Source organism: Rhodothermales bacterium (assembly GCA_034439735.1).
GTDB lineage: Bacteria > Bacteroidota > Rhodothermia > Rhodothermales > JAHQVL01 > JAWKNW01.
On sequence record JAWXAX010000038.1, the window covers coordinates 1 to 16493 of the forward strand.

General features: G+C 63.6%; 11 protein-coding genes. All 11 read right to left on the reverse strand.

What is annotated here, in order from left to right:
- The coding region (gene sthA, locus SH809_02595) for a Si-specific NAD(P)(+) transhydrogenase (protein ID MDZ4698572.1) at positions 1 to 1472 on the reverse strand (1472 nt) is incomplete at its 3' end.
- 107 nt (positions 1473 to 1579) lie between these two features.
- Entirely contained in the window at positions 1580 to 2389 is an 810-nt protein-coding gene (locus SH809_02600; GenBank protein MDZ4698573.1) for a hypothetical protein, read from the reverse strand.
- 123 nt (positions 2390 to 2512) lie between these two features.
- On the reverse strand, positions 2513 to 3124 hold the full coding sequence (locus tag SH809_02605) for a hypothetical protein (protein ID MDZ4698574.1): 612 nt from the start codon (positions 3122 to 3124) through the stop codon (positions 2513 to 2515).
- A 56-nt stretch (positions 3125 to 3180) separates the two neighbouring features.
- On the reverse strand, positions 3181 to 6414 hold the full coding sequence (locus SH809_02610) for a putative Ig domain-containing protein (GenBank protein MDZ4698575.1): 3234 nt from the start codon (positions 6412 to 6414) through the stop codon (positions 3181 to 3183).
- A 30-nt stretch (positions 6415 to 6444) separates the two neighbouring features.
- Complete coding sequence (locus tag SH809_02615; protein ID MDZ4698576.1) at positions 6445 to 8520, reverse strand: hypothetical protein; 2076 nt, start codon at positions 8518 to 8520, stop codon at positions 6445 to 6447.
- A 60-nt stretch (positions 8521 to 8580) separates the two neighbouring features.
- Positions 8581 to 10761, reverse strand: a complete 2181-nt coding sequence (locus SH809_02620) for a T9SS type A sorting domain-containing protein (protein ID MDZ4698577.1) — start codon at positions 10759 to 10761, stop codon at positions 8581 to 8583.
- A 217-nt stretch (positions 10762 to 10978) separates the two neighbouring features.
- On the reverse strand, positions 10979 to 11641 hold the full coding sequence (locus tag SH809_02625) for a bifunctional precorrin-2 dehydrogenase/sirohydrochlorin ferrochelatase (protein ID MDZ4698578.1): 663 nt from the start codon (positions 11639 to 11641) through the stop codon (positions 10979 to 10981).
- Positions 11638 to 12351, reverse strand: coding sequence for a phosphoadenylyl-sulfate reductase (locus tag SH809_02630; protein MDZ4698579.1), 714 nt, complete (start codon positions 12349 to 12351; stop codon positions 11638 to 11640). The genes SH809_02625 and SH809_02630 overlap by 4 nt, the downstream gene beginning before the upstream one ends.
- An 11-nt stretch (positions 12352 to 12362) precedes the next feature.
- The gene (gene cobA / locus SH809_02635; GenBank protein MDZ4698580.1) at positions 12363 to 13175 is read right to left on the reverse strand and encodes a uroporphyrinogen-III C-methyltransferase; all 813 of its coding nucleotides are present in this window, start codon (positions 13173 to 13175) and stop codon (positions 12363 to 12365) included.
- Entirely contained in the window at positions 13162 to 13788 is a 627-nt protein-coding gene (locus tag SH809_02640; protein ID MDZ4698581.1) for a hypothetical protein, read from the reverse strand. The genes cobA and SH809_02640 overlap by 14 nt, the downstream gene beginning before the upstream one ends.
- A gap of 12 nt (positions 13789 to 13800) precedes the next feature.
- On the reverse strand, positions 13801 to 16110 hold the full coding sequence (locus SH809_02645; protein ID MDZ4698582.1) for a hypothetical protein: 2310 nt from the start codon (positions 16108 to 16110) through the stop codon (positions 13801 to 13803).
- Positions 16111 to 16493: the final 383 nt, after the last annotated feature.

Here is a 16493-nt window from a genome sequence, read left to right on the forward strand (position 1 = left end):
GCCGGCGCCGGCGCTACTTTCTTCCGCGTCGAGACGCGTACCGCGGTGTCTTTAAGCGCCAGCCCGATCCGGTTCATCCCGTCGAGCGCGGCGATTTTGTAACTCTCGGCAAGGGTGGGGTAGTTGAATACGGTGTTGATGAAATAGTCGATCGTTCCCCCAAAACCCAACACGGCCTGACCGATATGGATGAGCTCGCTGGCGCCCTCACCGATGATGTGCACGCCCAGCAGCTTCCGGGTTTCGCTGTGAAAGATCATCTTCAACAATCCGATCGTGTCACCAATGATCTGTCCGCGGGCCACTTCGCTATAATGCGCCTTGCCGATCTCATACGGGATGCCGGCGCGCGTCAGCTCCTCCTCGTTCTGCCCGACGGTCGAGATCTCGGGGATGCTGTAGATGCCATACGGGAAGAGCTCGGGCATGACCCCGGTGTGGAGACCAAACGCGTGGTTCGCGGCCAGCCGGCCCTGCTCCATGGACGACGATGCGAGGCTCGGGAAGCCGATCACGTCTCCCACGGCATAAATATGTGGGACGTTGGTCTGAAAATATGTGTTGACCGTCAGGCGCCCCCGGTCGTCCGCCTCGAGGCCGGCGGCCTTCAGATTCAGCGAACCCGTCGCGCCCGTACGCCCGATGCTGTACAGCGCCTTTTCGGCCAGGACCTTCTTACCGCTATCGAGATGGATGCGCACCGTTTGGTGCGCATCATCCAACACTTCTACGCCGCTCACCTCCTCGCCCAGGCGAAACACCACGCGTTGCTGACGCAGGTGGTACACCAGGGAGTCGATGACCTCGGAATCGATAAACGAAAGCAGGTCTTTCCGTTTGTCGATCACGGTGACGTGTACACCCAGCGACGAAAAGATGCTGGCGTACTCGATCCCGATCACGCCGCCACCGATCACGGCCAGCGAACGGGGGATTTCATTGAGGCCCAGGATCTCGTCGCTGGTGATCACATTCCGTTCATCAAACGGAATGTGCGGATCCCGGGTGGCCGAGGTGCCGACGGCAATGATGATCCGCTCAGCCGTGACATCCCGCGCGCTGTTGGCGCTCGCGAAGTTCATACGCACCGTGTGGTCGTCGACAAAGGTAGCGCTGGCTGTATACAGATCGATGTGATTACGCAGCAACTGGTGCCGGATGATATCGATCTCAAGCCGAATCACGTGGTCCGTACGAAAGAGTAGATCGTCGATCGTGATCTTCTCCTTGACCGAATAGGAACGCCCGTAGATATTGTGTTGCCGATAGCCGGACAGGTACATGGCGGCTTCACGGAGCGTCTTACTCGGAATCGTGCCCGTGTTGATACACACGCCGCCCACGACGCCCTTTTTCTCGATGAGTGCGACCCGTTTCTCGAGCTTCGCCGCCTGTATCGCCGCTTTCTGGCCGGATGGTCCGGACCCAATGACGATGAGATCGTAATCGTAGACGCTGGCCTTCGCTTTCATATCCTGACCGATGGTTTTCCTGGTGCGTAACGCAGTCGGAAGGGGTATCGGCAGGATGGCGGGGGCGATAACCGGCGGCCGGAACAAGAACCGGCCCCGCGGATGAGTCAGTTGACCGACACCGGCATCTTGAACAGGCTGTCGTCTACTTCGGTGTTCACTTCGATCCCGCTCATCGTCATCTTCTGGAACGGGTTGCCCCCCATCTCTACTTCCATCATGAAGGGCATCATCACGCCTTCCACAGCCCGATAATCCCCCATGTAGGTGGCCATCTGGACGCGGCCGCCCGACTGGGGGTCGATGCCTTCGCCGTCTTGCTTCACCTGGAGGTGGGTTTCGGCGTCGAGGAAGATGTGCACGAGCGACTGGTTGGGGCGATCCACTTTCAGCTTGTGCGCCGGCTTACCCCGGACGGGCTCCTCGCCGACGTATGTAACGGTATACCCACGCTCTTTGTATCCGACCAACATGCCGTCGATATCTGCCTGCTCGGCAACAGCCTTCGCCTGCTCGGCCGGCAGCACCTGAGCGGTGGGGCCCACCATCGGATTCTGCGTCCAGGCCGTCACCCCATCAGTTGCGGTGACTACCTTCATATTCATGGCAGTCACGTCGACCTCGCTCCGCATCTTCGAAGGCCGCTTCGAGTAGATGACTAGCGGCATATTCATTCCCATCATCGAAATCTCGGCTTTCATCGTCACCGTTTTCATGTTGCGAATCGCGTCCAGACCGCCGGTCGAGGCGATGTACGCGTCGACCAGGCGATCCTCCATGCTGACTTCCGTCACCACGGGCGCCGGCGTCGGTTCAACAGTGGCCGGCGTTGAGGGAGTGGGCGGACGGGTCGACGAACACGCGCTGAAGGTGAGGACGATCAGCAGGGCGAGGAGGAATTGACGAGAAGGCTGCATGTATCTTAGATGGGATGGGGTTGATGGGTCCATCGATGGGCCGGCCGGTACTACCGGTAGCCATCAAACGTGTTTGTCGGATCTACGGCGCCCCGAGAGGCAGGTTACGCCCCGATCTCCCCATCAGCGAACCAGAGGCACCACGAGCCCGACCGACAGGCGGATGTCGTTCTGCATGATCTTGTCGGTGTGATCGCCGTCCGGCAGTTCCCACCGCGTCGTCGAAATAAAATCCTCGGCCTCCAGTTGCAGGGCAAAGCCTCCGATGGGCAGCCGAAACCCGATGCCGAGCACGCCCAGACCACCCGTCGTCATGTCCAACTCATCGTACGAAGTCGCAAAAAACCCGATACCGCCGCTAAGCAACAACGCCGGCGAGGCGTTATCGCGGGCAAATACCTGCACGATGCGCGCGTTCGCCGCGAAAAACCGGGCGTCCACGCTGCCGGGGATGCCAAGCGCATCGCTCTCAAGTGCGTTGGGCGCCAGCGCGATGTCCGCCTCGATGCCGATCGCCTCGCCAAACCAATACGTCAGCTTGCCGCCAAACAGAAGGTCGACCTGGTGTTTCGCCGCCGGCGCGCCGGTGGCCAGGGCGCCGGCCTTCACGACATCGTTCATCGGAACGAGCGCGCCTACAAACGGCGTGAGGTCCAGCCGGCCCCGATAGTCCTGCGCGATCGCGGGAGCCGTGGCGCTGAAGAGAACCGCGCAGAGAATCAGGATGTTTTTCATAGGTTAGCTCATTCTTCGTACGGGCGCACGCCGCATCGAGCAGCTTCCAACGGCGGTTATCGGGTAATGATCATACGCCGCGTGGCGCGGAAGTCGTTCGATTCCAATACATAGAAATACATGCCGCTCGCTGCCGCTTCCCCGCCGTCCCCGCGGCCGTCCCACGTTACGCGATGCAAGCCAGCCTCCTGAGACTGGCCGACCAGCAAACGCACACGCTGGCCCAGGACGTTGTACACCTCGATCCGCACGGGGCCGGCCTCCGGCAGGGCGTACTCGATCGTCGTCCGCTCCGCAAACGGGTTCGGGTAACTCTGCAACAACCGGTACTCGGTCGGCGCCACCTCGAGGCGCGCTTTCTCCAGGAATGCGGCGTCCCCGACGAGCAGCTGGTAGCGAGAATAGTCGACCGTGGGCTCGAGGCGGATCGTGGATGTCGCCTTGAGGTCGTACGTACGCCCCAACACCGGGTCGATCAGCAGCGCGCCGGCGCCGATCCAGGCATCCAGTCCTTGCACGGCAAGCCGCACGGACTCGCCAGGGACGGCCTTGACTTCGACTTCAAACGACTGGCCCTCGCCCAGCTCGGCCCGTGCATCCTGCGCGAGGTATGGGTACCGGGTATCCAGCCCCTCGTTCACCAGTGTCACCCGGGTGCGCTCGAAGTAAGCCGGCGGCACAAACCGGTCAAATGCATCCGTCGCGTCGCCTGCCGCTTCGTGCACGCCCACCCGCACCGACGACAGGGTCGTCTCCCGTCCCTCGACCTCCCCGAGCAGGGCAAGATCGAGATGTTGCGTCAGATCGGGCCGGACGGCTGTCGAAGCGCCCGGCGTTACGCGCAGGTCACACGGCATGGCCAGCTGTGGCAGGTTGGTACGGTTGAAGAAGTAGTAGCCATTGTACGGTTCCATGAGATCGACCGACTCGTACTGCTGGCCGGTCCAGTCCCACAGGTCGTCGCCGGCGACGAGGCCGTTCGCCTCCCGGATCGCCTGCCAGCTCACCGGGAAGTCGTACGGATTGCCGATCATCGTCCAGCGCGCATCACTCTCCGAAGCGCCCTGGTTCAGGGGAATGCCGAAGAAGGACGACGTCGGTTGATCCAGTGGCACGGATGCGACATTTTGCTGCGGCACCGTCCAGGCGCTCGAACTGATCGCCCAGTAGCCCACCCCCGGCTCGAACTGAAACTCCGCCGCATTCTGACCGGGTTCGTACTGAACGAGATAGGTGGGATACGACGCTACCTCGCTGTTGTCGCGAAACACGCGCCAGTCGGTCCCCTCATCCTGGCCCGGGAACGTAGCCGGCAGCGCCAGATCCTGCGCCTGGCCCGGTACGCTCACCATCCGGAAGTCGCCGGACTCAGTCGCCTTCGGATACGTCAGCGTATGCGCGAGACTGATCGTCGCCGGCCAGCGCGAGAAGGAGCGGAAATCGGACGGCACGCCGGCCACACCGGCCACGCTGTTGAAGCCGATCACGCGCCAGTAGTATACCTGATCCTCGTTTAATGTGGCCAGAGCTGCCGCGAAAGGCGGGCCAGTCACGGTCTGACGCACCGGGTTGGTGAAGCCGGGGCTGATGTCGATCTCAACGATGTACTGGTCGGCCGAGGGCAGCTCGGCCCAGGTCAGCGGGAATTCGGCCAGCACACTACACGCCCCATCCGGGGTGCCGAGGGTCGGGGCGCCGCCATCTACCGTCACGACAAAGCGCGTGGAGTCCGTCAACAGCGCCGGGTCGCCCGCCGGCCTGTCATCCACATATAGTGTTACCGATGGGGTAGCGCCAACAAGCGCGCCGCCGGGCGTCCAGCTGAATTCGCCGGTTGACGGGTCGACACTCATCCCGAGTGCCACTGACGCGGCGTCCAGGCGGTAGGCCAGGGTATTTTCGGGGAGATCGGAATCGGTGGCGGTTGCCTGAACCGTGAGTGTTTGCAGCGTGATAGCGGTCTGGTCGGTAATATCGGTCAGCGCGGGGGCAACATTCACTTCATTGACCACTACCGTGAAGGTGGTCTCCGTAAACAATGCGAAGGGACTATCGTCCGTGGCGCGGAGGGTGACTTCATACGAGCCGGGGCCCTGCGCTTCGGTCGGCGTCCAGGAAATCGTGGCGCTGGTGGAATCGACGCCGGCGATGGTCATGCCAAGCGCGAGCGAGGCGGCGTCGAGCGTAAAGGTGAGGCTGTCCGGCGGCGTGTCGCCCTCGGCGCCGGTCGCGGTCAGCGCGAAGGCGACGCCTTCATCCACGACCTGGTCCGCGATGGCGTCAAGGACCGGCGGGATGCCGGACTCACCGACCTGCACCGAAATCGTCTCGGAGGCGGAGAGGGCCTGATTGCCATCATCGGTCACGGTGACGGTGACCGGATACACGCCCGGGTCGAACGACTCGTCGGGCGTCCAGCTGAACACCCCGGTCACGGGATCGATCGTCATCCCGAGCGCGAGGGCGTCGGGGTCGAGGCTGTACGTGAGGGTGTTTGCCGGCACGTCCTCGTCGGTCGCCACGGCGGTAAACGTCAGTTCCGTATTGGCCGCTACCTGTTGATCGCCGATCGGCGCCAGCACCGGCGCGGCGTTTACCTCACCCACATGGACGTCGAAGGAGATGGATGAAATAACGCCATCTACCGTCGCCACCTCGATCGTGACGGTGTAGACGCCCGGGCCCTGCGCCTCGGTAGGCGTCCACGCGAAGGCGCCCGTCGCCGGGTCGATGGTCATGCCCAGCACGAGGGACGCGGGGTCGAGGGTGAAGGCGAGGGCGCCGCCGAGCGGGTCGGACGCCGGCGCGGTGAACGCGAGCTCCTGCAGCTCATCCACAAACTGGGTATCGATAGGTCCAACTGTCGGCCTCAGGTCGATCGTGAACTCCCACACGTCGCTCCACGGCCCTTCGCCCTCATTATTGCGGGCACGGACGCGCCAGTAATAGGTGAAGGTGCGCGCCGTGTCGGCAACGGCCAGCAAATCGGCGCCGGGGAGTTCGAAGAACGGATCGTCCAGCGCGCGCGAGCGGAACGGCAGCGGTTCCTGCCCTTCTACATCGGGCGTGGTAAACACCTGGGCCTCGTAAGTGCCCACGCCGGCCACCTCACCCCATTCCAGTTGAACGGGCGGAGTCAGCGAAAAAAGGGTGTCTTGATCGGCGGGCAGAGCCAGGGCCGGCGGATCTGCCGGGGGCTGCCCCACCTGTGCAGCAGCGAGCGTCGCGGGCGCAAGCAGCGCCAGCAAACAGGCTTTCCAGAAGCGAGAAACGTGCGTTCGCGTAGGCATCGGCACAGACTAGATAGGGTTATACTCGGGTTACTCGGGACGAGGCGGGGGCAGGAACGGTGCACCTCCACTACCCGTCCGGGGGAAAATGAAGGCGGCGGCGACGCCGGCGGCAGCTGGAAGCAGGAAATACGGCCAGCGCGTGCGTTTTTTCTTGAGTGTGAGCACGGGCGCCATGTCGGGCGGCATGGCATCCATATCCCACACGAACGTGTACGCCCCGGGCACAATACCTTTACCCAGGCACGCGCCATCGCTTTCAACACATTGCGGCGCCACCGGCGTGGCCACACGGGCGCCGCCGGCATCCCGGAAGCCGAAATCCACCGTGTAGCGCCGGCTCTTGCCCTCGCGATCGGCCACATCGTAGCGCACGATCAGCGATTCCCCCTCGCGCGTCAACACAGCATCAATGTCGGCCGTCGTGGTCTCGTTGCGGATGTACAACGGCGCCAGCGCAATATCCAACCGGGTGGGCGCCTGATCGTCGATGACCGCCGAAATAGGTTCCGAAGGGATCATCATCACACATTCTTCCGGCGTCTCCGTCGGCAGACACGCGGTATTTCGCGCCGTAACGACGTACGGCGGGCGGTCGGTGCCGGTAACCTCCAGCAGGGTGGAGATCGGCGCCACGCCGATCGGGTCCCCGTTAACCAGCACTTCGGAGCCCGTGGGGGTGGTTGTCACGTCGAGCGTCCCCTTGAGGCGCTCAAGGGTGATGTCCACCACCGCCGGCTGATCGGGAGTTGTCAGGATGACGGTGCGCTCAACCGGCACATAATGCAGTCGCGAAAACGCCACGGTCACCTGGCGCTGGTCCGGCTGCCCGGGCACGGGTTGTAGCTGCCCCACCGCCACCACGCGGATATCGCCGCTGCGGTAGTCGGACTGCGCCACCCCGTTCAGGCTGAGCGCGGCATTCGACGGATCCGAGGAGATCTGGATCCGGCCGGCAAGGGGCGTCAACTCGACGATGATGGTGTCGCGCTGTACGACCTGCTCCGGCGTGACGCGGATCTCCTGCGCCTCGAACCACGCCCCGCCGATGCGGATATAGTGGTACTGCTGGGAGACGTTTACAAAATCATGCGGCGTGGCCAGCCCGACCGCCAGGCCGTCCATCTCGGTGATGGCCGCGAGCGACGGGATGCTGACGACGGCGAACGAACCCCGGCCGGCCCGGCGCAACTCGATCATCCCATCATCCACCAATTCGATGTCCAGCGAGATGTAATCGGTATCCAGATACCCGCGGGGGGTAAACATGAAGTGCTGCAAAAACGTCGCGTGGTACCGATTCGGCATCAACTGGTTGCTGGCGTCCGTCTGTGGATAGATGCGAATCTGCTCGAATGTCACTTCGGGCTCGCGCTGAGACTGCACGGCTCGCGTAAACGCGTCGGCGTACTGGCTCGCGGGGTATCGTTTTTCGGAGGCCCGGCCGGACTCCGACAATTTCGAGACGACGACAAACGCGTCGGCCAGCTCCGTGCGCAGACTCTGGTTGATCGCCTGCGCCCCGTCCTGAGCGTAAGCGGACTCCAGATCGAGCACCATATCCAGCACCTGCAACCGCGCCGCGGCGTCCGGCATGCCCTGGAACTCGCTTCTCAACGCCTCCCGCTCCAGGTTGCGCGCCGCGCTGTCGACAATCGCCACATCGGTTATTTTACCCGTGGCATCCAGGGTGAAAGCGAGCTGCGGCTGCCGTTCGACACCGTCCGTTAGCGATAACACATGGATCCCGCGCACCTCGTACACCCGGTCATCGGTCAGATGGGGCACCAGAAGGGCGCGATACAGCGGCTGGCGGGTCCGGTACTTGCCCATCGCTTCATCCACCACCTTTTGTGCGGCGTCCACGGTGATGTAGGTCGTCCGCTGGTACTTCTGCTGGTCGATCGCGGTGAGCACCTCCGAGAGGTTGCATTCGACCGTTTTTTGCATCTCCGCGTACGCCGGCCCGAGCGGGAACAGCCGGACATTGACAGCGAACGGCCCGAGACATTCATCCTGCGCGACGACGGGGCGCGGCGCCGCCAGCAGGGCGACGACCAGAGCGCTCAGGGCGATCGACCGCCAGTGCGACATCTTCGATACCATACGATTCATGGTGAGTGGGGGAATACTATCAGGCAGAGCCGGCGAACAGTGAGGCCGCCGTTATTTCATGAGAATCATCGGACGTACCTGCACGCCGGCTTCGGTCTCGAGCCGGTACAGGTAAAGCCCGCTCGCCAGGTCGCCAGCCTGGAATTCGACATCATACACGCCGGCTTCCAGCGCCCCGTCGATCAACACCCGCACCTCCCGGCCGACAGCATCAAACACGCGAAGGCGGATGGACTGGGCATCGGCGAGGGCGAATCGGATCGTGGTGGTGGGATTAAACGGATTCGGGTAGTTGGTGAGTACACGGGGCGGCGGGGCCGAGCCGGCGGGGGAGTTGACGATGGTAAACGAAAGCGTCAGCGGCCCATAGGCCCGGCCGGCGCTGGGCGTGTCGTTGTCGTACGGCGTTCCCAACAGGCTATACACGCCGTTTAATGGCGCCGGCCAGACGCCGTAGTTGGGGATGTTGGGCGGGTCGACGTCGATCGACGTATCGTTGCCCTGGACGGCCTGGTTAAAATCGCCGTACAGCGAATACGGCCTGGCGCGTTCGGTAGACGTGCGCACCATCGTCCCGTCGACCGTCAACACGAATTTGACGCTCTCCAGGATGTCCCGCGGGTCCCGGGTGTTGGCCCGGATGTTCAACGCACCGGGTAACACGGCCAGATTCAGCTCGGAGCCCTCGGGGATCGGGTCGAAACCGGGCACGACCTCTTCGGTCGTGGCATTGATGAGCGTGTAGCTCTCGATCCGCGGCCCGATAACGGTGAACGCTATCGTCGCCCCCTGAAACGCCTCGCCCTGTCCGCCGGCGCCGGCGAATGGGGTGCCCGCCAGCGTATAGGCGCCCACTTCCAGGGTCCCCGGTGCAAAGTCACCGCCGGCATCTCCGTACAAACTGTACGGCGCATCGTCGTCCGTGGCGGCGGCGCCCCCCGTGGCCCCCCCATCCGACCGGGCCAGCGCCAAGGTCACGCTGCCGATCACGCCGTCGGGGTCGATGGTGTTCGCCCGCAACGCGAGGTTCAGCGGCAGCTCGGTGAGATCGAGCACGGCGCCGTCGGCAATCGGGTCAAAGCCGGGGATGGGGAGGTCCGTGTCCGCATCGATCAGCGTGAAGCCACCGACAGCCGGGTTCAGCGGAGCGCCTACAACGGTGAAGGCGACGACGGCGGAATCGCCTGCGGCGCCTGTTCCTCCGGGGCCGGCGTACGGAACGGCCTCCAGGATATACGCCCCGCCGGCGAGGTCAAACGGCGTGAAGTCGCCATCCGTATCCCCGAGGGCCGCGAACGGCTTGAGGTCGTCTACAGACACACTCACGGTATCCCCGGTCGCCTGGTTGATCAGGATAAACGACACGCTCCGGGCGCACCCGTCGGTGTTGAGCGCCGCGTTGAAGTTGGGGCGCGGCGAGCCGACGCTGTCCAGATCAAGCGCCGCCCCCTCCGTCAGGGCGCCCACGATCGCGTCGGCCACGGCGTCGATGTGGGTGAAGAAATCGGCGCCGACATACTCGTCAACCGAAAACGCGCCATCGTCGCCGGAGAAGGTAAGCGTCAGGCTGGCGGCGCCGGTGCCGCGAAAGCGATCGATCACCGCATACACGGGTTCGTCGCTCGTAGCGGTAGCAAACGCCTGTTCCGCTGCAGGCGCGCCGGCAAGCTGGGAGAGATCGCCCACGGCGCCGTCCGGAAGCAAGCCGGCGGGGTCCCCCACGACCTGTCCGTTGCGGTCAAACAGATAGAGATCGAAATCCGTCACCGTGCCGTCCTCCGAGGCCCAGGCCAGATCCACCGTCAGCGTGTTTCCAGCAAGGAGTGACGAGGCCAGGGTGTAGTCCTGGTCGGCCGACGGATCGAACTCGGCCTTGCAGAAATCGTGGGCCTCGTCCGGAAACGAAAAGACGACGGCCGGATCGGTATCGACATACGGCGCGGTATAGACGACATCCAGCCGGCTGGCGCTCACGCTCGGCGCCGGCGCCAATCGACGTTTGCCGAGCGAAGGCGCGGAGGCCGCCTTGGCGTCGCGGTTGGCCCGGATCGTGGCCTCGATCCGGGCGCGAGCGACGGCGTCGAGATCGGGCGAGACGCTGCCCGCCTGAATGCGCTGCGACTGCGCGCGGGCGTCCGTCGTGACCACAGCGGGCGCCGCGAGGATGGATAGCAGGACAAAAATAGCCAGCGGAACGGCAGCCGGCTTCGTGGTTGCGCGTTTGGCAAACATCTAGTGATAGAGCTTGGAGTGGCGATCAACGAGGTGTCTTTCGACGACCCGCGCGCCCAGGGCAACGCGGACGAGTAGAAGGCGGCAATCGATGGGAAACCGGGGGACAACAGGAAGATGTGGGTGCTATGCCGGTCTACTCGCTTGCAACAGACGCCGAAAAACCTACCAGATTATCCCAACAAAAAAGCGGAATTCCAAATGTGGCCCGCAGATATTAAGCGGGAGACGTGGCATGTACGGTATCGGCCGGCTCCATGATGGCGGCGACCCGCGCCGTCGCGTCGTCGCGGCGATCATGGCGGAGGAGTTCGAGGATGTCGCTGTCCACCAGTTCGTACCAGCGCGCGCGACGGGTCTCGAAGTCCGGAAACCGTGCCACCATCTCGTGGCGCAGCGCGCCCATCATCTCCAGAAACGTCCCGTATTCCGGGCCAAACGTCTGCTCGAACTGCTGCCTGAGGCGCACGGAGAGCGCCGGCGCGCACCCGCTGGTCGAAATGGTGATCACGAGCGGCCCCCGCCGGATGACCGAGCCGGCGACGAAATTGCAGTACTGCACGTCGTCCATGGCGTTGATGAGGGTTTTCTCCCGATTGGCCTCCTCCCAGATCGGCCGCTTCTCGCTTTCGTATTTACAGGAGACGATCGTCAGAAACGCCCCTGCCAGATCGCCCTCGGCGTAAAATCGGGGCTCCCAACGCACCAGTCCGGCCGCCACGGCCTCTTGGAGGGCCGGCGACAGCGTAGGGTTCACGACGAGCACATCGGCCCCGTGGTCGTGTAACTCAAGCGCTTTTCGCTCGGCCTCGTGATCTCCGCCAAACACGACGCAACGCCGGCCCGACAGGTCGTTCAGCAGGATGGGGTAGACGTTCATGCCGCCTGGGTGTTGAGGTGAATGCCGCACTCGACTTTGCCCATGCCGGCCCAGCGACCCGCGCGCTCGTTTTCGCCGCTCGCCACCGCCCGCGTACAGGGCATGCATCCAATACTGGGATACCCCTGGTCGTGCAGTTCGTTGTAAGGCAGTTCGTTCACACGGATATACGTCCACACATCCTCCGACGTCCAGAACGCGAGCGGATTGATCTTGACCAGCCCGTTCGTCGCGTCCCAATCAATCACCGACGCCCGCGACCGCGTGGCCGCCTGGTCACGGCGGATGCCGGTAATCCAGGCCTCTTTATCCTTGAGAAAAGACCGCAACGGCAGCACTTTACGAAGAAAGCAGCATTGATGGGCATTACGCTCCCACAACGCCGGCCCATGCTCGGCCTCCTGATCCGCCACCGACAGCCCGCCGTGCACGCGCACGAAGTTCACGCCGAGCAACTCGGCAAGCCGGTCCTTCAGGGCGTACGTCTCGGGAAAAAGCAGATCGGTGTCCAGATAAAACACGTCGGCGCCGGGCCGCAGCTGGCTGAGGATGTGTGTAAGCACGATGCCGGACGTGCCGAAGCCGGTTGCCATGGCGACGTCGTCGCCAAAGGTCTCGTAACTCCACTGAAGGATGGCCCTGGGCGAAGCGGATTCGAGGTTCGCCTGCAAGGCTTGAAGCTGTTTCGGTGTCCAGCGAGGGTTTTCCATCTGCCGTGTACTCAGGCGGAGAGTGCTACAATGTGTTCCGAAAAAGGCGTTCTTATGCGATCGATCGAAGGGCTGTCGGCGGCGGTAAACCAGGCCAGGTCGTCGTGCAGGCGGGCCACTTCGCCGATCACGATCGTCGCCGGCCCCTCCAGATTCGCGCACGCGCCGGCGATCGTTTCCAGCGTGGCGCGCACGGTTTCCTGACGCGCTGTCGTGGCGCAGCTCACGGCCGCAACCGGTAGTTTCGGCGAAATCCCGTGTTCGATCAGTCCCCGGGCAATTTCATCCAGTTTGCCGAGGCCCATCATCACCACCAGCGTGCTCGCTCGCGCGAGTGCGGCCCAGTCCTGCATGTCGTCCGGCCGGCACGTGTGACCGGTCACGACGGTGAATCCGCGGGCGAGGGCTCGGTGGGTGACGGGGATTCCGGCGTACGCCGGCGCCGCGATCGCGCTGGAGATGCCGGGGATCACCTCGAAAGGTATCCCGGCCTCGCGCAAGGCGAAGGCCTCCTCCCCCCCCCGGCCAAACACGAACGGGTCGCCACCCTTCAGTCGCACCACGCGTTCGTGACGTCTCGCAAGCTGGATCAACAGATCCTGGATCTCTTCCTGTTCGATCGAAACGCTGCCCGGCGCCTTGCCGGCGTAAAAACGCTCGGCGCCCGGAGACGCTTCGTCGATCAAGGAAGGATGCACCAGCCGGTCGAATACAAGGGCGTCCGCCGTACGGATGGCGTTCAGTCCTTTCACGGTGATCAGGCCCGGATCGCCCGGCCCGGCACCTACGAGGTAAACCGTACCGGATCGTTTATGCGATCTCATGCTGGCCCTCGGTCTGTGCCGTGACAGCGGAATCCACGCCTTCGACCCCGAGCGCCTCATAGGCACGGATGTCCTTTATGCCGGCCATCGTCACCTGAAGGCTTAGCGACGCACGCGGATCGGCGATGGTCCGCGCCACATGCGGCGCCTGCACGCCGGCCGACAGGAATATCCTGCTCAGGGCCTTCGCCACCCGCCACAGGTTCGCGTCGTCGTTCGGGTAATGCAGGGGATCCACAATCACCAACTCAAACGAGCCGGCGCCGATGTAGTCGGTTCCGAGCCCCATATCTTCCACCAGCCATCGCGCTCCCTTCGCCGCCGCACCTACGGCCTGACGAATCGCACCAGACAACGAGTCGGACGGGCTCCGCTTACGCACATACCGCAGACCCACCCGGCCCCCGGCGGTGTCGACGGCGTAGTCCGCCTCATGACCCACCAGGACGATGCCCGGGCCGTGATGCACATGCCGGTAATCGGCCACGTCGAGCAACAATTCGCCGGTCCGGCCGACCTGGATCCAGCGGTGAAACACCGGCACGACGCTCGCCAGGGAAACCGCTGGCGGCAACTCTATGAGAAATCGGGCTTGAATACGATGGGGTTGCATGCTCCTCTCTGTTTAGGCCCTAGGGGGCAGAACGGGCGGGCGGCGGGCCGCCGGCGTGGCGGCAACCAGCGCGGGAGCCGGGCTCGCCGGCCCCTGCATGCGCATGTCGCACGCGTGCGCCGCCTCGATGAATAACTGGGCCTCTTCGATGCGCTGACGCGCCGTGTCCTGGTCGATCGGTTCCTCGAGAGGCGTCCAACCCGTCAGGTACCGCGCGAATTTGGCCCCGGCAAACGGATCAAAAAACAGCTCATTTGCGACAAAATGCTCTTCGAATGCCGGCACGATCGTATCCGCTGTCTCGCCAATCGCGACATTCTTCGACCGCAACAGCCCGCGCGCGCCCAGCAGCATCGCCCGATGCGCGCGTCGGACGGCGTCCGCCAACTCGCCCCGCTCCAGCGAGAGCTGCGCCTCGAAGGCTTCGGATTCGGCCCGGGCGACTTCGAGGGCAAATAGGGAAACGACTTCGCCGGCGCACTCGCCAATCCCGAGGTCGTTCAGGGTGTACACTCGAGGATCGCCCCAGTCCGAGAAAAATTCGGGCTGCGTCGCGAAGTCGGGCGTCACCATGAAGGGCTCGATCAACCCGCGCGCGCCTTGCTTCCCGAGACGTGTCACCCAGCTCTGGAACGACTCTCCGTTCTGGCGCTCGGCGTCGTAGCGGTGGGCCACGGCGTCCACGACCTCCGGCGCCAGCCGCGCCGGCACGGCGCCTACGGCCATGCCATAACTGCCGGCGTTATCGCCCCACTGTCCGCCCAGCACCACCTGGAAGTGCGGCACTTTGTAAGTGCCTACCTTTCGGCTGTTGCCAAAAAACCCGATATCCGCCACGTGATGCTGCCCGCACGAGTTGAAGCAGCCGCTGATTTTGATATTCAAGTCCTGCACACTCTCCGGCAATTCGGTCCACCGCGCCTCGAGGCGACGCATCAACTCGCCGGCGAGCCCGCGCGACGAGGCGATGCCGAGCTTGCAGGTATCCGTACCCGGACACGAGGTGATATCCACAATCCCGTTCGCGCCGGCCTGGCCCAGGCCGGCCGCCGTAAGCGCCTCGAATACGGCCGGCAGGTCGCCGTTCGGGATGTACCGAAGGACGATGTTTTGGTCGACGGTCGTCCGCGCGTTTTCGCCGGCAAAGCGGCGCGAGATGTCCGCCAGCTGGATCATCTGCGGCGCCGTGAGGTCCCCCAACGGTAGCCGAATCGTCACCACCGAATACCCCGGCTGACGCTGTGCGTAGACGTTGGTCCGCTGCCAGTCCGCAAAGCCGGCGGGAAAAGGACCAGCACCGAGGTCGGACGGCTCGCGGAAGGGGGCGTCGTGGATACCGCGGTATTTTTCGATCAACCCCGTCCAGCGGGCGTCGAACGGCAACTGGGCCATCTCTTCCTCTACGCGCGCCTTGAACACCTCCAGCCCCATCTTCGCCACCAGGAATTTGATGCGGGCCTGGTTGCGGTTTCGCTTTTCGCCATGCCGCGCGAACACCCGCGCGATCGCCTGCGCCAGCGGCAGCAGCCGGCCTTCTTCCACGAACGGAGTGAGGATCTTGGCCTGATACGGAATCGCCCCCAACCCGCCGCCGACATACACGGTAAAGCCGCGCTGCAAGACGCCGTCCATCGTCCGCGTCCGCGCCAGAAGGCCCAGGTCGTGCATCTTCACCAGCCCGCACGCCTCCGCCTCGCACCCAGAAAAGGCGATCTTGAACTTGCGTCCAAAATCCTGGGTGTCGTCGTGCCCCATGAGGAATTCGGTGAGGGCCTGCGCATACCCCGAAATTTCAAACGGCTCGGTGTGGCACACGCCGGCAAGCGGGCAGCCCGTTACATTCCGCACCGCATTGCCGCAGGCCTCTTTGGTAGTGATGCCGACAGCCGCAAGCCGACGCATGAGGTCCGGCGTGTCCTCGATATGCACGAAATGGAGTTGGATATCCTGCCGGGTAGTGACATGCAGGATTCCGTCCGCATAGGCGTCCGCTACCTGCGCCAGGGCCTCCATCTGCGCCGGCGTCATGCGGCCGTAGGGCAATTTGATGCGCTGCATGCCCGGGGCATCCCACAGGGTGCCGGGGCCTTTGGTGAAGGCCTGCGGGAATGCGAGTTCACGCGATTCCGTGCCGTCGTGCCGCTGACCATTGTCGTAGCGCTGGCCATAAATCCCCCACCGGAGCCGGGTTTCGGCAAATACCTTTTCATCGACTTTCCCGAGCCGGCGCAGTGCCATCTGGCCTTCAAACAGGTCGATCTCTCCGGCAGCGCTCGGGTCGATCCGGGGCTCAAGCGTGCTTTTCCAGGTCCGTAATTCCATCTATGGGGTCGTTTGATGTGCAGGAAGGGCAAAAAAAATGCTCACGGCCTGCGGGTCGTGAGCGTCGTAGACAGCTATCGAATCGGATTCGATATCATCCCAGAAAACGCCACGCCCGTTGCGCTAGAGCCCTGCGCGCAGGAGCCATGTGCTGCGTCGCCATACAACAACAACACATTCCATTGGCGGCGGTCTGAGCGTTCGAGACGAACATGCGTTTATCAGGGATGAGTAGGGGTGAAATCTCTTGGTGCGCCGAATATAGACGGGTACTTCTTCCAATGGCAATGCCTTGCCGGGCCGGGAGCGCTTCCGAAACGGGCCGGCAAGCACATTCTACAAGACGGTAACAGATAAAAACATGTAAATACAAGGCATAACGG